This window comes from Flavobacterium sp. FlaQc-49 (assembly GCF_044005985.1).
In the GTDB taxonomy this organism is placed as follows: domain Bacteria; phylum Bacteroidota; class Bacteroidia; order Flavobacteriales; family Flavobacteriaceae; genus Flavobacterium; species Flavobacterium cupriresistens.
This window is the reverse complement of record NZ_JBIPCS010000003.1, coordinates 21313-43900: the sequence shown is the minus strand read 5'-3', so window position 1 is coordinate 43900 and position 22588 is coordinate 21313. Positions and strand designations below refer to the sequence as shown.

Sequence of the window (22588 nt, the reverse complement as noted above, 5' to 3'; positions counted from 1 at the left end):
AGCTACATAAATTTCACTCCAATTCTCTGTAAACCCCTTTCAAATCAAGCTTAAAGCTGTTTTGGACCTGAAAGGGATTTTTTTATTTTTTATTTAAAACTTGAACCCTAATCGTGCAAAAACAAATCTTCCGTTTAATCCAAATTGCGAAACGGCTCTTGAATAAGCAAATTGATTTGCGTTACTTAAGTCGGTACTCGGTGCAGGAGACAAAGTTGGGGTTGTATTGGTAAAGGCAGGTGTTGAAGGATTGTTTCGGTCCGGATACACATCACCTATATTATTAACTCCAAGCGTAATTCTGAACTTCTCATTAATCTGATATCCTAAAGACAAATCGGTCACAATTTTTGCGCTGTATTCCGGATGTTCGTACACAGAAGAAAATCCGTCTAAGTTTACATCTGTTGCTCCCGGATCTGTTACCTTTCCGAAATAGCTGTTTCTTAAATAAATATCCAATTTCTTGATATTAAAAGTGGTGGTCAAATTTGCCTTCAACTTTGGAATTGCTTCTTCCAAATAAACTCTGCTTGACTCGGGAAAAAACGAATATTTAAAAGGTTCTCCTCCTGCATCAATAATAGACTGAGGAACATTTAAATCTCCTACTCTTTTGGTTTCATTATAACTGATCGCAAAATCATTTCTGATTGTGAAGTCGGCTACTACATTATACTTCTGAGAAATCACTACATCTATTCCTTTTGTCTCAGAATTGATTCCGTTTGTCCAGAATGAGGCCCTTTCTACTCCTTTTAAATCAAATGCTTCCTGAAACAAAGTCAATGCTTCTGCTTGTTCCGGTGAGGTAGCGCCCGTAATTTGCGCGTCTGTTGGTCTTGCATATTGCCCTGTTAAAACAATTCGGTCATCGATTCTTGTAAAATAGGCATCGGTAGAAATGGTGATATTGGCTTCCGGAATTTTAAACGTAAAACCGGTGCTGATACTTTTAGATTTCTCCGGTTTTAAATTTGCTACACCAATGCTTTTTGCCGCATCGGAGTCATTTGTAAAATACCCCACCTGATATGGAGCACCATTGATAAATTGAGTAGAGCTGGTTTCAAAATATTTTTGTTGCAATGAAGGTGCTCTAAAACCTGTTTGTCCCGAAATTCTCCAATTGATGAAATCATTTAATTTCAAAAGTGAAGCCAATTTAAACGTAACCGTATTTCCAAAATCAGAATAATTTTCGAAACGTGCTGCTCCGTTTAAAAGCCAGTTTTCTGTTGGGTTTAATTCTAAATCTACATAAGCTGCCACACTTTTTCTGTCTTTCTCTTTTGCATCGGTAGCTTGAAATCCTGAGAATCCCTGCGCTCCTGCTCCACGTTTGTTCCCGAAGAAATCAGTCACAATTAATGGTGAAGTTGTTGGCAATGTACCGGAAACAAAATTCCCGTTTACATCATATAATCCATAAGAGGCTTGTTCTCCGGCTTTAATCTGATAGTTTTCATATCTGAATTCTCCACCAAAAGCAACATTCAGTCCTTCTAAAACATCGAGTTTTTTACTAAAATCTAAATTGGTTGTACTTTGTAAAAACGAAACTTTCCCTGCATCAAAACTAGATGGAGATTGTGTTCCCAAAGTTGCATTTATCGTATTATTTGCTCCGTATTTAAAAGAGTTTGTTCCCAGATTTGAACTGAAATCAGTGTCAAAACCAAACAATTGCGTTGTAATTCCCGCAGCAGCAGAAGCGTCTACGATATCTGATTCTATTTCCGGCAAAAATCCATTTGAATATACCTGAGTAAAAGCTCCCGAAGCATTTGGAAGTCTGTTAAAGGCGTATGATTTTCCGTTTCTGTAAGACAGTCCTCCAAAGGAATATAAGGAAGTAATCTCAGTCAAAGGGTATTTAGCATTGAAATACAACTGTCCTGTTGCCAATTCTGACTGACCTACACTCATATTATAGTCACTTCTTTGCTGTCCTCTGTAATTCAATTCATTATTCGTTACATCAAAATTTAAGGCAGTTTGCATCTGAGCAATCGTGCTCGCAGAAGAAATCGCGGTTTGCTGTGCCGGTGTAAAATAACTTACTTGTGGCGCATATTGCTGTAATGTACTGATGATTTGTCCCGAATTTGGCGTTGCATTAATATTACTGAACAACGAATTGACCTGAACGCCATCTTGAGCCGCTCTGTTTTCGACCGCGTTATAGGCATTAAAAATAGGGTTACTTCTAATTCCCGCACGACTGGTAGCCTGTCTTGTTACGGCACTTCCTGTAACATTTAGGTAACTTCCCTGTTTTCCTAAAGAGGTACCGTAGTTTAAATCTAATTGCAAAGATTGTCCGTCACTTCCTCCTTTAAAATTATTGGAGCCCGAAGATACATTTGCCCCGTACTGAATATCTCCAGAAACGTATTTTGCATTCTTTTTCAATACAATATTGATTACTCCGGCGATGGCATCCGAACCATATTGCGCGGCAGCTCCATCTCTCAATACTTCTATTCGCTCGATCGCGTAAGACGGAATTGCATTTAAATCGGTTCCGACAGAACCTCTTCCCGGTGATCCATTTATGTTTACCAAAGCACTTGTATGTCTTCGTTTGCCATTCACCAGAATCAAAACCTGATCGGGGCCTAAACCTCTTAATTGTGCCGGATCAACGTGATCTGTTCCATCTGCAGTAGAGGTTGGGTTACTGGTAAAGGATGGTGCAACATAATTTAATATTTGGGTTACACTGGTTTGTGGAGCCCCTTTTGTTATTTCAGATATATTAAATACATCAACAGGAACAGGTACGTCTGTTTTTACTCTGTTTTTACTTCTTGACCCCACTATTGTGATTTCTGACAGTTCATTGTTTTGTAAAGTATCTTTTTCTTTTTTGTTCTCCTGAGCATACAATCCCGAGATGGTAGCCAAGCCAAAAATTAATAGTAATTTATTTTTCATTGTATTTGAATTAGGTTTTTTTATGCTGTTTGTTATTGAATGTTGCTTATTATTTTTATTTCGTTTTCGACAAAAAAAAACCTCTGCAGATTGGCAGAGGTTCTTTATATATAGCTGAAAACATAGTCTACAATAGTCTCTCTGCGGAAGTTTCCGGCATCATACAAGACATATTCTTTGAGATTGATTTCATGTTTATTTTGTTTTCTTTCGTTTTGATGGGGCAAATTTGCGGACTTTTTTTGGAACCACCAAACAAAAACCCAAAATATTTCCATTACCCTATCGAATTAGTATGTTATGTTAAATTTCTGTACAATAAATAAAAAAAACAAAACTTTAATTTGTCAATCAAAATGGTTTTATAACTTTGCACCCGAATACAGAGGAAAAATTTGAACTGATTGCAACCTCTTCATAATGAAATGGTTCGTTATGAATACTGAAATGTTTTGATTTCAGTAGTAAAAAATGCTAAAGCAGGAACTCTCCTTTAGCATTTTTTAGCAATTTTTTTACCTCGCTTAATTTTAATTATCTAATTAATAAATTATTATGGCTTATTTATTTACGTCAGAATCTGTTAGTGAAGGACATCCAGACAAAGTTGCAGATCAAATTTCGGATGCATTAATTGACAACTTTTTGGCATTTGATGCTAACTCAAAAGTAGCATGTGAAACTTTAGTTACAACTGGTCAGGTAATCCTGGCTGGCGAAGTAAAATCCAATACCTATCTTGATGTTCAACAAATCGCTCGTGAAGTAATCCGCAAAATCGGTTATACTAAGAGTGAGTATATGTTTGAAGCAAATTCTTGTGGAATTCTTTCAGCAATTCACGAACAATCTGCAGATATCAATCAAGGTGTTGACAGAGCTAAGCCAGAAGAGCAAGGCGCTGGGGATCAAGGAATGATGTTTGGTTACGCAACTAACGAAACAGAAAATTACATGCCTTTGGCACTTGATTTATCTCACAAATTATTACAGGAATTAGCCATCTTAAGACGCGAAAACAAAGAGATCTCTTATTTACGTCCTGATGCAAAATCACAAGTAACTTTAGAGTACAGTGATGATAACAAACCAACCCGTATTGACGCTATTGTAATCTCAACTCAACACGATGATTTTGATGAGGAGACTGCCATGTTGGCTAAAATCAAAAAAGACATTATTGATATTTTGATTCCAAGAATCATTGCAAAAAATCCAGCTCACGCTCATTTATTCAATGATAAAATCCAATACCACATTAACCCAACAGGAAAATTCGTAATTGGAGGACCTCACGGAGATACTGGTTTAACAGGAAGAAAAATCATCGTTGATACTTACGGTGGAAAAGGAGCTCACGGTGGTGGTGCTTTCTCCGGAAAAGATCCAAGTAAAGTAGACAGAAGTGCTGCTTATGCTACACGTCATATCGCTAAAAACTTAGTTGCTGCCGGTGTTGCTGACGAAATCTTAGTACAGGTTTCTTATGCAATTGGTGTTGCTCAACCAATGGGTATTTTTATCGATACTTACGGAACTTCTAAAGTAAACTTAACGAATGGCGAAATCGCTAAAAAAGTAGAGGCTATTTTTGATATGCGTCCTTACTTTATCGAACAACGTTTGAAATTAAGAAATCCAATTTATAGCGAAACTGCAGCTTACGGACACATGGGACGTAAACCTGAAACGGTAACAAAAACTTTTTCTGCTCCGGGAGGAAACGAAAAAACAGTTACAGTGGAGTTATTTACATGGGAAAAACTTGATTTTGTTGACCAGGTAAAAACTGCTTTTGGATTGTAATTTCAATCTAAAATCTATATAAAAAAAGGCTTTCTAAAAATTTAGAAAGCCTTTTTTTATAGCTGTTTATTTACTTTCTTTAATGTTTAAAATAACAGTTAAAATATGAGTAAATTACCTTCGTTACAAAACGTCATAAAGGCCACACAAAGAACAGTGCTTCGATTCCCTCTGGAAACGCTCACTGCCATTCTCGGAACCATTTTCGCTATAATTCTACAAGAAAAAAAATATGGTGGACCACAGGAGTTTTACATAAAAGCAGTCATGAGCTGCTCGCTTTGTCTGATTTTATTTCTTTCAGTCAGTTTGTATTTCCAAGCTTCAAAAAAAAGCAATTTATTACGTTTTTTAAGCAGTTTTATTTTAGGCAGTTTACTTATTGCGTTTGTTTTTAGTTTCAAAAAAAATATTACGGATGTAGAAGCTCAAGAATTTTTAGTCCTCAATATTGCTTTACACTTACTGGTTTCCTTTGCCGGCTTTTTACCTAAAACTTACCATCAGGAGGAATTTTGGGAATTCAACAAACAACTTTTTCTCCGAATTCTGACTGCCGGACTATATAGCATGGTTCTTTACTGCGGTTTGGCATTAGCCATATTGGCGATCGAAAAACTGTTTGGTTTTGAATTTTACGATCGAATTTATCTTTATATCTTCTTTACTATTACGGGCGTTTTCAATACCATTTTCTTTTTAAATGGGGTTCCTGAAACTAATAATCAGGAAAATCCATTACAATTGAGTTATCCAAAAGGTCTTAAAAACTTTACTCAATTCATATTATTGCCCTTGATAAGTCTTTACCTGATAATTCTAATTTGTTACGAAGCCAAAATCCTGATCACACTATCATTACCCGTAGGTTGGGTTTCTTATCTTGTTTTAGTATTTGCTATTTTTGGAATCCTTTCTTTTTTATTGGTACATCCGATTGCAAATGAAAAGGGCAATCTTTGGATGAAAACCTTTAATCGTTGGTTCTACTTTTTACTAATTCCTTTACTGGGGCTATTGTTTTGGGCTATTTTGTACCGAATCAACTTGTATGGTTTCACACACGAAAGGTATTATGTCTTGTTATTGTCAATATGGCTGGGAGTTGTTGTTTTATACTTTTTAATTCAAAAGCAACCTAAAATTAAATTCATTCCGATAAGCATGTGCCTTGCAGGATTATTTTCTATTGTTGGACCGCAAAGTGCGAATTCGGTTTCAAAAAACAGTCAGCTGTCGCGATTTCAATCTTATATTCAAAAAGACAAAGCAAAAAAATTAACCTTTGAACAAGAACAGGATTTCAGCAGCATTGTATCTTTTTTAGAAGAAAATTATGGCGTTGAAATTATGGTTCCTTACGCTGAAAAAGAATTAAAACCACTGCTTAAAAAGGATAAATTCCCAAGTGATTACGAAATAATGAAAGCACTGGGTTATGAATACAGATCAATGTATGAAGAAAAAGAGGATACTTCAATAAATTATTCTTATTATGAAAACGATCAAACTACGGTACAAAATATTCATGGTTTTGATATGTCTTTCCATTTATCAGATAACAGTAAGTTTGAATGTATTGACTGCATAAAAATTGAGAATAAGAGTTATTCACTTTATGCCAAAACAAAAGACTATGGTACTGATTTAACTATTAATGGAGAGGTCATTCCTTTAAAAATTATTCCTTTTATTAATGAAAATACCGGCTTTGGATCGCATCCAACAAATCAAAAAATCACCCAACTAATAGAGACTGATAAATACCGTATTCTGCTTACTTATCTTAATGTCTCCGGAGAATTAGAGAAGAAGAAAAAAGTCATTTCTTATTATCAAATAAAAGTAATGATTGGTGTCAAATAACAATTGTTGGTGGTAGGCAATAAGCTTGAAGCCGAAATCACTAAAAAAAAACGCGACAGATTTAAGAAACCTGTCGCGTTTTTTTAATAAATTAAGTTCTAATATGTGCCGTTTTGCATTTTTTCCAGAACTGCTTTCATTTCGTTTACTGTTTCTTCATCCTGAACCGTACCGGAGTACTGCAATGCTTTTTCCTGAGTTTCGATCCCTTTTTCTTTTTGTCCGTCTTTATAATACAACTGCGCTAATGTATCTAAATAGTACGGATTGTTTTTCGTTATAATCAGACTGTATTCAGACCAATCAATTGCGGTTTTTACAAAGTCAATGTTTTCCGGTTTCGAAACTACTTTCCAGGCAGCTGAATTACACAGTTCAGAGTAATATTCTTTTAAGGAATTCCATCCATCAAAAGAATATTCATCAGAAGTATTAAATGTCTGGTACAATCCGTCTAATCTTTCAAACGGATTACCTTTTTCTAATGATAAATACTCTTTAAAGAAACCACCAAACTCTTTCGTATAGGCAGGCTCCTCTTCCAAAATAGCAAAATAACTTTTATAACAAAAAAAGCTACCTTTGCCGGATGTGATTAGCTTTTTATAAGTTTTAATGATTTGATTCTTATTTGCTTTCTCCGAACTTTCATCCCCTAAACCATACCCATTTGTCTGCAAAGCGGTTGAAATTTCATCCGTTAAAAAAACGTTTACCGGTCTGCTATAGCCTGTCCCTTCCTGACCTTTTGTTGCTTCAATCGCATCATAATGTTTAATTAAATAATCAATCGCAAGAAAATCAGTACTGTTAAACATTCTGTCTTCATTAAAAAACAACTTATAAAATCCTTGATTCTTAATTTCCTGCAGAATTGTTTCAACCAAAAGCATGTTCGGCTTCGTATCTTTTTGATGTGTTTCGATTAATTTTTTCCAGATTTGTAAAACCTCCTTTTTATTAAACGTGAATTTGCCCAACTTAAAACCTGTCGAAGCTATTTCATCTATCGTCTCACTACCAGCCTCATAATCCTTCAAAATGGAGACTTGGTTAAAAGCCGAAACCAGCTCAGCATCTGTTGCTTTTTTATTTCTAATTACCTTATTAAAAGTATACAAAGCATTGGCTTTCTCCAGTTTTTTTGGAAACCCATTATAAAAATTAAACTCTGCTTTTTCGTCTTCTAAAGTAGTCTTCGAACTAGTCAAGACAGCACCTTCACCATTTAAAATAACCACAGCAGGATTATTTAACAACTTATTCTTTTTAAGCCAATTTTTATCATCAGCACTCGCTAAATAGTAATTAAAAACATCAAATTGAGCGTTATAAGCATCGTACATATTAGCTGAAACTTCTGCTTCGCGTTCTTTCACAAACTGATCAAAATCAGCTTTCGCAAAAGAATTCTTATCGTTTGAATAAACGACCAAAAATTTTGTTTTTGCATTTTTAGTTGCTGCAATAGCATCCTTTAAATTATTTTCGATTTTAAGTTTAAAATCGAACTTCGGAGATTCATATTCATTCTCATCTATACTGGCGATACTATCCGAAGTAACGGCTTCGACACCAAAACCTTCATCAACCAAAGCCTCTTTGCCCGGATAAGTCCAATTAGCAATATTTTGACTTTCAAGAGCTGTAACTTTTACTTCACTATCTAATTTCTGCTCTTTTTCATTTACAAAAGTCAACGGGTTCTTCCCTCCTTTATCTGATATTCGAAACTTATTGGTTTCCCTGTCCAAAAATCCGGAAATTTTTAAGTCACCCGAAAGATCCGAATTGTATTTAATGGTTACTTCGGCAACATCCTTTGGCAAAGCGTACTTACAAAGTTTCGTCTCAGTTTCGTAACCTTCTAATACTAAATATAAAAAATCGCTTTTATCAATATCAAATATGAGATCCGCCTCTCTCCATTCCGGATCAATTTGGGTCTTAATATCTGAAAGTTTTTGATATTGAACGGCTTCATTTCCTTTCTGTGTTCCTATGTAAAAGGGATAAAAAGAAGAATCTATAAATTTAATTTTAATTTTTTTCGCCTTCTTATCCTTTACAAAAGCAAGATCAAAACCTTCCTCTACACTCTTATTTTGAGAGAACAATAAGGAATCTCCTTTTATATTGTAATCGCCGGAATACAATATAAATTCGTACTTGTTATTCTCTAATAAATTTAGTTTGATTTTTTGTCCTCTGTTTGTCGATAGATAACTTCCTTTCTCGATACTTTTTGTTTGAGAAAAAGAGGCCGATATTAAACAAATGAACAGTGAAAAACTCCATATAAAATTGCGCATGCTTCTATTCTTTTTGGATTGTTAATTTTGCGCAAAGATATTTCATTCTTACTCAAATTACAGTCACAAAATTCTATTTTTTAGTGATTAAAATACTACAAAAACTCTATTATCTCAAAAACACTTTATACGTGGCGGAATAGTCTATTTCAAAACAAAACTTAAAGACGTCCAGACCTTTACCCTATCAACTCCTGAAGCTATAGCATAAACAGTAGCATTCTAAAAAGGTTTAGCCGCAAAATCTAATCTCTTACGCTATTTCTACTATAGTTTTTTGTAATTTGGCTCTTAGAAACCAGAGTATCATGAGCCAAACAGTGCGTCGTTTTTTAATAATCTTTTTTATCGCCGGTTACTCCACAGTATTCTTTGCACAAGGCCAGAAAATAAAGCCTGATACTATTTCTCATTTAAAAATTGATGCTGATGAATTTCTGGGATACGATTCTTTTGGGTATTATTATTTTATAAAAGATAATGTCTTTCGAAAAATTAAAGGCAATGAGGTTTTTGAGTACAAAAATGTTTCTTTGGGAAATTTAACCAAAGTCGACCTGCAAAATCCGCTTAAAATGGTTTTGTTTTACGAAGACTTTAATAGTGTTATATTACTCGATAATCAATTGAATAAAATCACGGAGATTAATTTTTCTCAAAACAATATCCCAATTGTAGTTCCGTTTATAGGTATGTCAACGCAGAATCAACTTTGGGTTTATAACACATTAAACCAACAAATTGGACTTTTTGACTATCTGAAGAATGAATATAAAATCGTTTCGACTCCATTGACTGAAACTATTAAATATTATCAAACCGATTTTAATGCTTTTTATTGGATAGACAAGAAAAACAACTGGTTCTCCTGCGATATTTTCGGAAAAATAACAGCTCTGGGAAAAGTCCCTGATTTTGATAAAATCGAAATTATTGACCAACACCAATATATTTTCAGTACAAACAATTTATTGTATTTTAAAAGCAGTTCAGATACAAATTCAAGTACAATTTCTGAAATAGAAATTTCAGAAAAAACCTTTGATAAATTCTGCTACAAAGACCAAATTTTATCTATTTTTACATTTAAAGAAATCATCAATTATAAAATCGTAACACCGTAATGCACATAGCAATAGCAGGAAATATAGGCGCTGGTAAAACAACATTAACCAAGTTACTGGCCAAACATTTTAAATGGGAACCTCATTATGAAGATGTGGTAGACAACCCATATTTAGATGATTTCTACCATCAGATGGAACGTTGGTCCTTTAATTTACAGATTTATTTCTTAAACAGTCGCTTCCGTCAGGTATTGCAAATTCGCGAAAGTGGCAAGAAAATCATCCAGGACAGAACGATTTACGAAGATGCTCATATTTTTGCTCCCAACTTATATTCGATGGGATTAATGACCAGTCGCGATTTTGAAAACTACACTTCCTTATTCGAATTAATGGAATCGTTGGTAAAAGCGCCCGATTTATTAATCTACCTAAGAAGTTCTATTCCTAATTTGGTCGGACAAATTCACAAACGCGGACGTGAGTACGAAAACTCTATTTCAATCGAGTATTTAAGCCGTCTGAACGAAAGGTACGAAGCCTGGATTCAGACGTATACCAAAGGAAAATTATTAATTATCGATGTTGACAATATCAATTTTGTTGATAATCCCGAAGATCTGGGAAATATCATCAACCGAATTGATGCCGAATTAAACGGATTGTTTTAACAGCAAATCAGACGAATATAAATCCCCCTTATTCAAAAAGTAAGGGGGATTTTTAATATACCAAGTTATTGCTTATTTTTAGAGACTTGAAATAATTGGATTAAGATATCAAGTTCAAAAGTTGTAGAACAGTAAAAAATTGGATGTGAAAATTTAGCTTATTTTAAAAAACACTCCATGTTTGTCATTTCGACGAAGGAGAAATCACACCAGGATTTCCGCATAGTGAGCGACCATTCTTTGTCGAGTTACGTGTGTGATTTCTCGTACCTCGAAATGACAAACGGAGTGTGTTTTGATCTTAGTCCAAACAATTTTCGAAGCTACAGAGAATTAATTACGATACTCAAATTGTCTACATTCTATTTGTTGGAACTCATGATGAATACAACAATCTAAAAGACATTAAAAACTTATAGCAATATGGAAATAAAACCTATAAAAACAGAAAAAGATTATGACTTAGCACTTGAAAGGGTAAATACTCTTTTCAACGCTAAACCAAATACCAGTGAAGGTGATGAATTAGATATTTTGGTAACACTTATAGAAAAATATGAACAAATACATTATCAAATTCCTGAACCTGATCCAATTGAAGCCATAAAATTTATGATGGAGCAAAATGGCCTTACAGACGCAGATTTAGGAGTTATCTTAAATAGTCGCTCCAGAGTATCTGAAATCTTTAAGCGCAAAAGAGCTTTGACCATAAAACAAATTAGAATTTTAAACGAGGCCCTTCACATCCCTGCCTCAACTTTAATTAAAGAATACGCCTTAAATCAATAAAAAATGCCTCTGGAAATCCAGAGGCATTTTTATTTTATGCCACAGCACTTTTATTTTGCTGCTTCAATTTTTGCTTTAACTTCTTCTTCTGTTCCTTCAAAAACTTCTGTAGTTGTTTTTCCGTTTTCCGTTTTAGTCACTGTTCCTTTTGTGACACCATCTACGGTAGATAAATTAACCTCAAGACGTTTTTTCTCATATTTACTTGTATCAAAACAATCTGTTCTTTGATGTACATATTTTCCGTTTGCATCAAAATTAGCCAGACATTTTGCAGTCTCTTCCGGCGTGCAGCCTTTTTCTTTACACATTTTAACACATTCTTCTTTGGTCATTCCTGCCATAACAGCTCCATCGCCACATTTCGAATGCCCCGCATGTATTTCCGTCTTTTTGCAACAGGAAGCAGCCATTCCGGCTGTATCTGTACCATGTCCTTCGCCTAAGATTGGTGCAATGACCAAACCAATCAAACAAGTCAGTTTAATTAAAATATTCATTGATGGACCTGAAGTATCTTTAAACGGATCTCCAACTGTATCTCCGGTTACCGCTGCTTTGTGCGCATCGGATCCTTTATAAGTCATTTCACCATTAATCATAACTCCGGCTTCAAAAGATTTTTTAGCGTTATCCCAGGCACCTCCTGCATTATTTTGAAAAACAGCCCAAAGTACACCTGAAACAGTTACTCCAGCCATATATCCTCCAAGCATCTCAGCAATTAACTGATTGTTATCGGCATAAACCAATTTTCCTAACAACACAATTGCAATAGGGAAACCAATCGTTAAAATTCCAGGCAACATCATTTCGCGTAAAGCTGCTTTAGTAGAGATTTCAACACATTTTCCGTATTCCGGTTTTCCGGTTCCTTCCATAATTCCCGGAATCTCCTTAAACTGACGACGTACTTCGTACACCATGTCCATTGCTGCTTTTCCTACCGAATTCATCGCTAAAGCCGAGAACACTACCGGAATCATTCCTCCTACAAATAACATTGCTAAAACGGGTGCTTTAAATATATTGATTCCGTCAATTCCTGTGAAAGTTACATAGGCCGCAAACAAAGCCAATGAAGTCAAAGCGGCTGAAGCAATCGCAAATCCTTTTCCGGTTGCTGCAGTTGTATTTCCTACTGAATCTAAAATATCTGTTCTGGTACGAACTTCTTTTGGTAATTCGCTCATTTCTGCGATTCCTCCGGCATTGTCAGAGATTGGACCAAAAGCATCAATTGCCAACTGCATTGCTGTAGTGGCCATCATTGCTGATGCTGCTAAGGCTACTCCGTAAAATCCTGCTAACGCATAGGAAATCCAAATGGCGGCTGCGAATAATAATACGGTTGGAAAAGTAGAAATCATTCCCGTTGCCAAACCTGCAATAACATTGGTTCCTGCTCCTGTTGATGATTTTTGCACAATTGCCAAAACCGGTTTTGTACCTAATCCTGTATAATACTCCGTAACGGATGAAATGGCTCCACCAACCACTAATCCAACCAAAGTAGCATAAAAAACTCTCATTGAAGAAATCTGCTGTGCTCCTTCTCCAAAGAATTCCATTGTCATTACTTCAGGTAACATATGTTTTACCAAAAAGAAACAGGCAATCGCCGTTAAAACAATCGAAACCCAGTTTCCTATATTTAATGCTTTTTGCACTTGTGCTTCTTTTGCATTATCATCTGAGATTTTTACCAATGTTGTTCCGATAATTGAGAATAAAATTCCGAAACCGGCAATTGTCATTGGCAATAAAATTGGGCCTATTCCGCCAAAAGCGTCCTGAATATTTCCACCCATATCTTTAATCACATAGTTTCCTAAAACCATTGCGGCTAATACGGTTGCGACATAAGATCCGAATAAATCGGCTCCCATACCGGCAACATCACCTACATTATCTCCTACGTTATCTGCAATTGTAGCCGGATTACGAGGATCATCTTCCGGAATTCCGGCTTCTACTTTACCCACTAAATCAGCACCAACATCGGCAGCTTTCGTGTAAATTCCACCACCAACTCTGGCAAACAAGGCGATTGATTCTGCTCCTAATGAAAATCCGGCCAATGTTTCCAAAACAACGGTCATCGTTTCTGTATCTTTCCAAACTCCATCGGAAAACAGCGTAAAGAAAATTATAAAAAAGGTGGTTAAACCTAAAACTGCCAAACCGGCAACACCCAGTCCCATTACCGTTCCTCCTCCAAAAGAAACTTTTAAAGCTTGCGGTAAACTTGTACGGGCAGCCTGAGTGGTTCTAACGTTAGTTTTAGTAGCGATCTTCATCCCTATATTACCAGCGTAAGCAGAGAAGAGTGCTCCAAAAATAAAGGCAACTACAATTAATAAATGTGTTTTAACTCCCGGAATAAAGGTAATTCCTGCCAATGCAACACTTGCAATAATCACAAAAATTGTCAATAATCGGTATTCTGCTTTTAAGAAAGCAAGCGCCCCTTCATAAATGTGATCTGAAATCTCTTTCATTTTGCCGTCGCCGGCATCTTGTTTTAAAACCCAACTCCTTTTTATTCCCATGAAAAGTAATCCTAAAACTGCCATGACAATTGGCAGGTAAATCATAAATGCATTCATAATATTGTAATGGTTTTTTGGTTAATAGTCAACAAACTAGCAAAACGAATTTAAACAAAAAAGCAATACTCCTGACGGAGTATTGCTTTTTTTATAAAATACAAAGGTTAAAATTATTTAATACTAAACAATCCCTCTGGTTTATTTTCGATATCATCAAAACGTTTCGTGCACTCTGCAATAATAGCAAATGCTTCGTTTACGTCTCCCCATCCTTCAACATCAACCTTTTTGTTTTCAAGATCTTTGTAAACCTGGAAGAAATGCTCGATTTCTTTTACTAAGTGTGGGTTTATGTCTGACAAGTCTGTTAATGAATTCCAGATTGGATCTGAAACAGGTACACAAATAATTTTCTCGTCTGGTCCTTTATCGTCTGCCATGTGGAAAACACCGATTGGTTTTACTTCCATAACACATCCTGGGAAAGTTGGTTCAGTTACCAAAACCAATACGTCAAGAGGGTCACCGTCAAGTGCTAAAGTTTCCGGAATAAATCCGTAATCAGCCGGGTACATCATTGAAGAGAATAACATTCTGTCGAAACGCATTCTTTTAATTTCAAAATCGTACTCATATTTATTTCTGCTTCCTCTTGGTATTTCGATTAATACATCGAAAGTTGTTAGTTTGTCTGCGGTCATTTTTGTTTTTTATTAATTCTATAATTTCGGTTGCAAAAGTAACTAAAGAATCTATGTTTACAATAAAAAAACCGCTTAAATTATCTGCATTATCTTTTAAAAAACAAGCATTTAATAGGTAATTTTTCTATTTCGCTTATTTAAGTAATAATGCCAGAGCAAATAGGTCGCATAAGACCGGTAAGGACTCCATTGCCGGGAATGAATTTCCATTTCCTGTTTATCATGAATATCCAACAATTCTTTGATGGTATTTACCACTGCGATATCTCCAAGCGGAATTAAATCGGGCTCCTGCAAACAAAACATCAAATAGATATCAATAGTCCAGTTTCCGATTCCTTTTAGCCTTATGAGTTCCTCACGTACTTGTTGCGCCGGTTTTATCGCTAAACTTTCAATATCTAATTCTCTGCTTAAAACCGCTTCCGCTAAAATTTTGATATATAGTGTTTTTTGACGACTCACCCCAAGAGCTCTAAACTCTTCGTCAGGCAAAACAGCCATTGTTTCAGGATTACAAATGGTATAGGCTTTTATTTTCAAGAATGTGGCTTTTGCCGAATCTATAGATACCTGCTGCTCGAGTATGAGCAATACTAATGTTTCAAAACCTTGTGGACGTTTTGGAATTGGGGGCAATCCGTATTTATCAATTATTTCCTGAAATATTGGATTTTTACCGGAGAGGAAATCGATGGCTTCTTGCATAAGGTGGATTTTAGCGTCTTCCAAAATTAACTAAAATTATGGATTTATTCCATGCAAAAACATCGGCTCATCAAATTCCAAACGGCCTTGTTATCCTACATTTTTTTCTATTTTCAATTATCCTGAAATATACTTTCCATAAGGAAGTCTATTTACACAATAGATAATTAATGCTGATATAGACAAACATAAAGCACTAGTAATTGGAATTGCCAAAACAGGATTTATAAAGTCATAGTCAATACCCAAAGACACCAAAAATCGAAGAACTAAAATATGAACCAAATAAATCCCATAACTATAGGTATTTATAAAATTGATTATCTGAACAAGGACAGGATTTGAAATTTTTGAATTTTTAAAGTAAATAAACAATCCCGCAGAAACAATTACAATATTAAAAGTCAGCCCTCCATAAAAATATTCATTAAAACGATTCTCCGCAACTGATAAAAAATAAGTGCCAAAAATGGTGACGATTATACCTAAGAAAAACAACAGTAAAGAAATTTGCTTGAGTGTTTTTACATCATATTTAAATGACTTAATTGACAAATAATACCCTAAGATCAGATAACCCAAAAAACCCGCAAAATAGGTAAAATCAACATTAATTCGAAATTCACGAAAAATAGGCTGATTTAGAAATAAAGTAAAAACCCAAATCGCTATAAAGTAAAGTATCTCTTTTTCATTGGCATTCTGAACCCATTTACTTAGGATTGGCATAAAAAGATATATCCCAATAATCATATAAATATACCATAAATGAAAGGAACTTCCTGTGGCAATAAGATTAAGAGCCAGTTTACTCCCTTCTAATAATGACATCTCAGGATGCACTAAAGAGGCGTCACGCAAAGCCAACAGCACATAAAAAAAACTCCAAAAGAGAAAAGGCAAAATAATTCTGGAGAACTTCTTTTTCAGAAAATCACCTAATTCGTATTTTTTATTGAGCATTAACGCTCCGGTAAGCATCAGGAAAATCGGTACACAAAAACGAACTATGCTGTCATACACATTTCCTGTCCACCAAACAAAATTGGAGATATTCCCATATTTATAAAGGATATCACACGCTACATGAACAAAAATTACGCTAATAGTGGCTAAAACCCTAAGATTAGTTGTCCAATTTAAATTACTAGTTTCTACGGTTGTACTCATAGAAACTAAATTAACAAAAATATATTTACCTTTTACTAAAAATAAAAGCCGAACGATCCTTTTACTGCAAATTTATTTGCATCGGGCGTATTTAAGTAACTTCCTCTCCAAGAGAAATCGATTCGGAATACTTTGAATATATTTCCAATACCGGCATTGTACTCCCAATACACATTTTCAGGTGCATTATAAGGCTGTTGTGAGGCATTTATAGCTCGGTTGGCACTAGATATAGTACCGTGAACGGCTTTTATCCCTACAAACTCTCTCCAGTTTAATTTCCTCATAAAAGGAACTCTGGAGAACAATCTTCCTCCAAAATCGTGGTTCCATTGTAAAGTAGTATACTGATCCGTTATGAATTCATAGAAATTCAAGTTACTAAAGGTATTTTCAATCGTAAAATAAGTTTGATTTCCCGGTATTACACTCATTAACCCCAACGGAATTGTTCCGAAAGTTTTCCCGGTTTCAAGAATAATATTCGATCTTCCTAAAGGTCCGATAATAATAGGTTGCTTGTAGAACAATTGAATTTTTTCGTAGGCAAAATCACTGTCTAAAACGCCTTTAAGTCCATAACTGAAATTAACAAAGAAATGACTAAAAGGGCTATCAACAAGTTTTCGTTCTACACCAAAACCAATCGTTTTGCGATTTGGCATAAATTCGAATTGAATGTTTGCTTCGAATTGTTTTACTGCACTTGCTACAACTCCGGCAGGATTTGCAGTTGTTGGCAAAGTCGTATAATAATCTAAACTAAACGTTGGCGAAGCCGATTCTAATGTTCGATACGAAACACCTGCCTGGAAAACGAAGTTTTTCAATGGTTCCATTTCGAAGGAAACATTGCTTAAATTGATATTCGTTAATTTTCCGTTACTGCCTGTTGTAAACAAAGCTGAGGACGCAAAACTTCTTCCTAAAATGTCATTGGTTGTGGTTAAACTGGCACCAATCTGCTCGATGTCCCGCCTGTTTCCTCCAGAAATAATGATTCGGTTTTTCTTATCCACCATCCATTTTCCGGATACACCATATTTAAATTTATTATCATCAAAACCATACGCCGTGTAAGCCTGTATACGCCAAGGATCGTTTGGCCCAAAATAGGTACGACCTCCTACACGCAAACGCAAACCTTCGACTTCATTATAACCAAAAGTAGAAAAAATAGGTCCGTAATCGAAATTTTTAAACTCGACATAACCACTTCCTAATATCGAAACTAAACTATAAAGTTGCTTGAATTTTTTAACTGTTTGCAACGTGTCAAGCATTTTATAAATACCGGCTTCGTCTTTATTTAGTTTTTCAAAACGATTTTCTTCCCAAAATTCAGGTGGGCGGTCATAAACCACGTTGTCTATAAAATTGACTTCTTCTTTATAAAATTTATCGGGCTTGGGAATATTAAATTTATGATTCCTGAACAATGTGGTTCGTTTACCATAAACTCCTTTTGATTTCTCTTTTTTATTCAAAGCAAAATCAGACATCATATAGTCACGGGTTAACAGAAAAACGGAGTCATTTTGCACATCAAATTCCTGTTCGATATAAATGTCTTTTACCCAGTTAATATTGGCACTTTTGGTAACGGCCATATTTATTTTTTTGATGGCAAAAGTGGTGTCATTTACCCAAAAATCTCCTTTAAAAGTCAGTTCATTTTTACGTCTTGGATAAAAAACAATGTTGTAACACCATTTTTTATCGATATAAGTACTGTCTTTCAATACATAGTTATACACATCAATTCCTGTTCTTGAAAGTGGACTCGTAAAGCTCTTATCAAAGAATTTCAGATGGTTATCGTAAATATTGTAATCGGAATAAAGATCCTTTACAAAAGCCTGAATTTGCTGATTACCATTAAATCCTGACGTTTTGTTTCCGGTAATATTTTCTTTTATTTTCTTAATTTTGTTGTCCCCGTAAACATCGTACACCGATTCGCTTATAAAAATAGGCAGATAGGTTTTTCCTGTAACTTCAGAGGTATCAACGTGTTTGAATACAAACTCCATTCCTTTAAAGAGTTTGTTTTTCATGAAAGCACTGTCAATCGTATTCATATCGAATTCGACTTTTTCGTACTTCTGCATTTGATATTGATTGAACTGGTACAACCCGTTTTTACGCTTTCGTTCCCAAATTTTCCTCAAAATATCCAATGCCGGATTGTTCTTTTTGGATGTTTTTCCTGTAAAAATAACAACTTCATTAAGCGCTTCCGCTTCACTTAAAACAATCTTAAAGTCATAATTTACCGCTTTCTCTAACGTAATTTCTTTATCAGAAAATCCTGCCGAGCTCACTAGTAAAATCGTATAGGTATTAGGGGATTCCAGATAAAAACGTCCATCTTCATTAGAAACAATTCCTGTACTTGAGCCTTTAAAAACAACATTGGCAAACGGAATTGGCTGATTAGATTTGTCTAAAACAATTCCGCTCACTTTAGTTTGTGCAGTAGCGATATTCACAAATGCAAATACAAAAAACAGGCTAAATAGAATTATTTTTTTCATCATCTGGTAAAAAAAAACTTCATCAATTAAATATGACTGATGAAGTTTTATAAGTGTTGTTTAAGAACTATTTGTACATTACTTTCTTTACTGCTTTTACAACATCAGCTGCGTTTGGCAACCAGTCTTTTAGTAAAACAGGAGAGTAAGGTGCAGGAGTATCTGCAGTTGTAATACGTTGAATTGGCGCATCAAGGAAATCGAACGCTTGTTCTTGAACGATATACGTTATTTCAGAAGAAATACTTGCAAATGGCCAAGCTTCTTCTAAGATTACTAAACGGTTTGTTTTTTTAACAGAAGTAAGAATAGCATCTTTATCCATAGGACGAACTGTTCTTAAATCGATGATCTCACAAGAGATTCCTTCTTTAGCTAATTCATCAGCAGCAATAAAAGCTTCTTTGATGATTTTTCCGAAAGAAACAATCGTAACATCTTTTCCTTCACGTTTAATATCAGCAACTCCTAATGGAATCGTGTATTCTCCGTCCGGCACTTCACCTTTATCGCCATACATTTGCTCTGATTCCATAAAAATTACAGGATCATTATCACGAATAGCTGATTTTAAAAGTCCTTTTGCATCGTAAGGAGTTGAAGGTACAACTACTTTAAGACCCGGAGTATTAGCAAACCAGTTTTCTAAAGCTTGTGAGTGAGTTGCTCCTAATTGACCTGCAGAAGCAGTTGGTCCACGGAAAACGATAGGCACATTAAATTGTCCACCTGTCATTTGACGCATTTTAGCAGCATTATTTATAATTTGATCAATACCAACTAAACAGAAGTTAAAAGTCATATACTCTACGATAGGACGACAACCATTCATAGCTGATCCTACTGCAATTCCTGTAAAACCAAGTTCCGCAATCGGAGTATCGATTACTCTTTTTTCGCCAAACTCAGCAAGCATTCCTTTTGAAGCTTTATAAGCTCCATTGTATTCTGCGACTTCCTCGCCCATTAAATATATGGATTCATCGTGACGCATTTCTTCGCTCATCGCTTCACAAATGGCCTCTCTAAATTGTATTGTTCTCATATTTATATTGTATGTTGAATTTTCTGAAGAGCAAAAATAAATATTTTAAATAACTTAAAAGCATAAATTAAATTTAAAATCACAGGAACTTCACTCTCGCTTTAGGTTTTTACTCTAAAAAAAATATTGAGATATTTACGAAATCGATATATTAACGTTTTTATTCTTTAAATAGTATTTTAATAACAAACTCCATTTTATTTGTTTGATTACAATTAAAAAAAACAAACTATTTTAAAAGTACGCCATAAATCACACCATTTTCATCGATTATCAGACAACACAAGATTGCAAAATCCCTAAGAATCAACAAAAAAGAATGTATATTTGTTTTCGTTTTCCGATGAAAGGTCATCGAAAATGCGGAATCCTCGAAATCGTAATAGTTTTCAAAAAATATTATGCATGCATAATATATTATTTCGATTTTAATTTCTAAATTTGTAAATGAATATTATAACTATAAACTATCATACTTATGAAAATATTAGTTTGCATCAGCCATGTGCCTGATACTACTTCAAAAATTAACTTCTCAAATGGTGACTCAGAATTCGATACCAATGGTGTACAATACGTAATTAATCCTAACGATGAGTTTGGTTTAACACGTGCAATCTGGTTCCAGGAACAACAAGGAGCTACAGTAACAGTAGTAAATGTTGGAGGTCCTGATACTGAACCAACTTTACGTAAAGCTTTAGCAATTGGAGCAAACGAAGCAATTCGTGTAAACGCAAACCCAACTGATGGTTTTTTTGTTGCAAAACAACTTGCTGAAGTAATCAAAAATGGTGGTTACGATTTAGTAATTGCCGGAAAAGAGTCTTTAGATTACAACGGAGGAATGGTTCCGGGAATGATCGCAGGAATTACAGGTTCTAACTTTTTAAACTCTTGCACCAGCATAACAGTTGAAGGTAACAATGTAAAAGCCGTTCGTGAAATTGACGGAGGAAAAGAAACTGTAAGCACTACTTTACCATTAATTATTGGAGGTCAAAAAGGTCTTGTTGAAGAAAAAGACTTGCGTATTCCGAACATGAGAGGAATTATGACTGCAAGAACAAAAGCACTTACTATTCTTGAGCCGGTTGACGCTCCTGTAAATACAAAAGCGGTTAAATTTGAAAAACCAGCTCCTAAATCAGCAGTAAAATTAGTTTCTCCTGATAATTTAGATGAGTTAATCAATTTATTACACAACGAAGCGAAAGTAATCTAGTAATCAGTATTTAGTCACAGTTTTCAGTTAACCAACTTGAAACCTGAAACCTGAAACTTTAAACTTCTAAACAAAAAATAGTATGTCAATATTAATATATGCAGAATCTGCAGAAGGAAAATTTAAAAAAGTTGCTTTTGAATTAGCTTCATATGCTAAAAAGGTAGCCGAAACTTTAGGAACAACCGTAACCGCTTTAACGGTTAACATTAGCGACGTAAGCGAATTGTCAAAATACGGAGTAGACAAAGTTTTAAAAGTAAACAACGACAAATTAGCTGGTTTTACTGCAAAAGCGTACGCTGATGTAATCAAACAAGCTGCTCAAAAAGAAGGAACAAAATTAGTTTTACTTTCTTCTACAACAGACAGTATTTACCTTTCATCACTTGTAGCGGTGTCTTTAGAAGCTGGATTTGCTTCTAATGTCGTTGGTTTACCGGTTAGCACTTCTCCTTTTCAGGTAAAAAGAAATGCTTTCTCTAACAAAGCTTTCAACATTACACAAATCGATACCGATGTAAAAGTGCTTGGTTTAGCTAAAAACTCTTACGGAATTTTCGAAAGCGCAGGATCTGCAACTGAAGAAGACTTTAACCCAACTATTGGAGACAATGACTTTGGAGTAAAAGTAGAATCAGTAGAAAAAGTAACCGGAAAAGTTTCAATCGCTGATGCTGACACGGTAGTTTCTGGTGGACGTGGACTAAAAGGTCCTGAAAACTGGGGATTAGTAGAAGATTTAGCCGCTGTTCTTGGTGCAGCAACTGCTTGTTCTAAGCCGGTTTCTGACTTAGGCTGGAGACCTCACAGCGAGCACGTTGGACAAACAGGAAAACCAGTTGCAACTAACCTTTATATTGCAATCGGAATCTCCGGAGCTATTCAACATATTGCAGGAATCAACTCCTCTAAAGTAAAAGTAGTTATCAACAACGATCCTGAGGCTCCTTTCTTTAAAGTAGCAGATTACGGTGTAGTTGGAGATGCATTTGAAATTGTACCACAATTAATTGAGAAACTAAAAGCTTTTAAAGCACAACATTCTTAGATCTCAAAATTCTCTATAAAAATATAGCTGCCTAAAAACAAGATAATCGTATCTTTGCTTTAGGTAGCTTTTTTGTTCCATATTTTTTGATTAAAATTGCACCTTTATTTTTCAATCAAAAAAAGTATTAAAATGAGGCATT

Annotated in this window: 16 protein-coding genes; 8 read left to right on the top strand and 8 right to left on the bottom strand. The window is 34.9% G+C overall.

What is annotated here, in order from left to right; genetic code table 11:
• Positions 1-93: 93 nt before the first annotated feature.
• A complete protein-coding gene (locus ACHRV3_RS06605; protein WP_395433712.1) occupies positions 94-2940 on the bottom strand; it encodes a TonB-dependent receptor plug domain-containing protein in 2847 nt (948 codons plus the stop codon).
• 555 nt (positions 2941-3495) lie between these two features.
• Here ACHRV3_RS06605 and metK point away from each other — a divergent pair.
• Complete coding sequence (metK, locus tag ACHRV3_RS06600) at positions 3496-4746, top strand: methionine adenosyltransferase (protein ID WP_047772842.1); 1251 nt, start codon at positions 3496-3498, stop codon at positions 4744-4746.
• A 105-nt stretch (positions 4747-4851) separates the two neighbouring features.
• The gene (locus ACHRV3_RS06595; protein ID WP_395433710.1) at positions 4852-6612 is read left to right on the top strand and encodes a DUF4153 domain-containing protein; all 1761 of its coding nucleotides are present in this window, start codon (positions 4852-4854) and stop codon (positions 6610-6612) included.
• A gap of 98 nt (positions 6613-6710) precedes the next feature.
• Here the strand turns inward: ACHRV3_RS06595 and ACHRV3_RS06590 are convergent, their stop codons facing one another.
• Positions 6711-8924, bottom strand: coding sequence for a hypothetical protein (locus tag ACHRV3_RS06590; RefSeq protein WP_395433709.1), 2214 nt, complete (start codon positions 8922-8924; stop codon positions 6711-6713).
• A 308-nt stretch (positions 8925-9232) separates the two neighbouring features.
• On the opposite strand from ACHRV3_RS06590, the gene ACHRV3_RS06585 reads away from it, so the two are divergent.
• From ACHRV3_RS06585 to ACHRV3_RS06570, 4 genes are all read left to right on the top strand, one after another.
• Complete coding sequence (locus ACHRV3_RS06585; protein ID WP_395433708.1) at positions 9233-10048, top strand: hypothetical protein; 816 nt, start codon at positions 9233-9235, stop codon at positions 10046-10048.
• Positions 10048-10662, top strand: coding sequence for a deoxynucleoside kinase (locus ACHRV3_RS06580; RefSeq protein ID WP_047772834.1), 615 nt, complete (start codon positions 10048-10050; stop codon positions 10660-10662). The genes ACHRV3_RS06585 and ACHRV3_RS06580 overlap by 1 nt, the downstream gene beginning before the upstream one ends.
• A 332-nt stretch (positions 10663-10994) precedes the next feature.
• Positions 10995-11081: a hypothetical protein gene (locus tag ACHRV3_RS06575; RefSeq protein WP_395426694.1), complete on the top strand. Its 87-nt coding sequence runs from the start codon at positions 10995-10997 to the stop codon at positions 11079-11081.
• A gap of 4 nt (positions 11082-11085) precedes the next feature.
• Positions 11086-11454 carry a type II toxin-antitoxin system HigA family antitoxin gene (locus tag ACHRV3_RS06570; protein WP_230004417.1) on the top strand — a complete coding sequence of 123 codons (369 nt, stop codon included), beginning with the start codon at positions 11086-11088 and terminating at the stop codon, positions 11452-11454.
• A 50-nt stretch (positions 11455-11504) separates the two neighbouring features.
• Here the strand turns inward: ACHRV3_RS06570 and ACHRV3_RS06565 are convergent, their stop codons facing one another.
• From ACHRV3_RS06565 to ACHRV3_RS06540, 6 genes are all read right to left on the bottom strand, one after another.
• Positions 11505-14063 (bottom strand): sodium-translocating pyrophosphatase, encoded by a 2559-nt coding sequence (locus ACHRV3_RS06565; RefSeq protein ID WP_395433707.1) that lies wholly within the window; start codon positions 14061-14063, stop codon positions 11505-11507.
• 113 nt (positions 14064-14176) lie between these two features.
• Positions 14177-14707 (bottom strand): inorganic diphosphatase, encoded by a 531-nt coding sequence (locus ACHRV3_RS06560; protein WP_047772828.1) that lies wholly within the window; start codon positions 14705-14707, stop codon positions 14177-14179.
• Positions 14708-14818: 111 nt separating this feature from the next.
• On the bottom strand, positions 14819-15418 hold the full coding sequence (locus tag ACHRV3_RS06555) for a DNA-3-methyladenine glycosylase family protein (RefSeq protein ID WP_395433706.1): 600 nt from the start codon (positions 15416-15418) through the stop codon (positions 14819-14821).
• Between the two features lie 117 nt (positions 15419-15535).
• Positions 15536-16588 (bottom strand): acyltransferase, encoded by a 1053-nt coding sequence (locus ACHRV3_RS06550; protein WP_047772823.1) that lies wholly within the window; start codon positions 16586-16588, stop codon positions 15536-15538.
• A 35-nt stretch (positions 16589-16623) separates the two neighbouring features.
• The gene (locus ACHRV3_RS06545; RefSeq protein WP_395434065.1) at positions 16624-19125 is read right to left on the bottom strand and encodes a DUF5686 family protein; all 2502 of its coding nucleotides are present in this window, start codon (positions 19123-19125) and stop codon (positions 16624-16626) included.
• Positions 19126-19192: 67 nt separating this feature from the next.
• Positions 19193-20170, bottom strand: coding sequence for a pyruvate dehydrogenase complex E1 component subunit beta (locus ACHRV3_RS06540; RefSeq protein WP_047772819.1), 978 nt, complete (start codon positions 20168-20170; stop codon positions 19193-19195).
• A gap of 478 nt (positions 20171-20648) precedes the next feature.
• On the opposite strand from ACHRV3_RS06540, the gene ACHRV3_RS06535 reads away from it, so the two are divergent.
• Both ACHRV3_RS06535 and ACHRV3_RS06530 read left to right on the top strand, forming a co-directional pair.
• A complete protein-coding gene (locus ACHRV3_RS06535; protein ID WP_395433705.1) occupies positions 20649-21395 on the top strand; it encodes an electron transfer flavoprotein subunit beta/FixA family protein in 747 nt (248 codons plus the stop codon).
• Between the two features lie 82 nt (positions 21396-21477).
• Entirely contained in the window at positions 21478-22446 is a 969-nt protein-coding gene (locus ACHRV3_RS06530) for an electron transfer flavoprotein subunit alpha/FixB family protein (RefSeq protein WP_395433704.1), read from the top strand.
• Positions 22447-22588 lie beyond the last annotated feature (142 nt).

What these genes read in the sequence shown, in the direction of transcription:
- ACHRV3_RS06605 (WP_395433712.1), bottom strand. Translation starts at nt 2,940, where the DNA reads ATGAAAAATAAATTACTATTAATTTTTGGCTTGGCTACCATCTCGGGA.
- metK (WP_047772842.1), top strand. Translation starts at nt 3,496, where the DNA reads ATGGCTTATTTATTTACGTCAGAATCTGTTAGTGAAGGACATCCAGAC.
- ACHRV3_RS06595 (WP_395433710.1), top strand. Translation starts at nt 4,852, where the DNA reads ATGAGTAAATTACCTTCGTTACAAAACGTCATAAAGGCCACACAAAGA.
- ACHRV3_RS06590 (WP_395433709.1), bottom strand. Translation starts at nt 8,924, where the DNA reads ATGCGCAATTTTATATGGAGTTTTTCACTGTTCATTTGTTTAATATCG.
- ACHRV3_RS06585 (WP_395433708.1), top strand. Translation starts at nt 9,233, where the DNA reads ATGAGCCAAACAGTGCGTCGTTTTTTAATAATCTTTTTTATCGCCGGT.
- ACHRV3_RS06580 (WP_047772834.1), top strand. Translation starts at nt 10,048, where the DNA reads ATGCACATAGCAATAGCAGGAAATATAGGCGCTGGTAAAACAACATTA.
- ACHRV3_RS06570 (WP_230004417.1), top strand. Translation starts at nt 11,086, where the DNA reads ATGGAAATAAAACCTATAAAAACAGAAAAAGATTATGACTTAGCACTT.
- ACHRV3_RS06565 (WP_395433707.1), bottom strand. Translation starts at nt 14,063, where the DNA reads ATGAATGCATTTATGATTTACCTGCCAATTGTCATGGCAGTTTTAGGA.
- ACHRV3_RS06560 (WP_047772828.1), bottom strand. Translation starts at nt 14,707, where the DNA reads ATGACCGCAGACAAACTAACAACTTTCGATGTATTAATCGAAATACCA.
- ACHRV3_RS06555 (WP_395433706.1), bottom strand. Translation starts at nt 15,418, where the DNA reads ATGCAAGAAGCCATCGATTTCCTCTCCGGTAAAAATCCAATATTTCAG.
- ACHRV3_RS06550 (WP_047772823.1), bottom strand. Translation starts at nt 16,588, where the DNA reads ATGAGTACAACCGTAGAAACTAGTAATTTAAATTGGACAACTAATCTT.
- ACHRV3_RS06545 (WP_395434065.1), bottom strand. Translation starts at nt 19,125, where the DNA reads ATGAAAAAAATAATTCTATTTAGCCTGTTTTTTGTATTTGCATTTGTG.
- ACHRV3_RS06540 (WP_047772819.1), bottom strand. Translation starts at nt 20,170, where the DNA reads ATGAGAACAATACAATTTAGAGAGGCCATTTGTGAAGCGATGAGCGAA.
- ACHRV3_RS06535 (WP_395433705.1), top strand. Translation starts at nt 20,649, where the DNA reads ATGAAAATATTAGTTTGCATCAGCCATGTGCCTGATACTACTTCAAAA.
- ACHRV3_RS06530 (WP_395433704.1), top strand. Translation starts at nt 21,478, where the DNA reads ATGTCAATATTAATATATGCAGAATCTGCAGAAGGAAAATTTAAAAAA.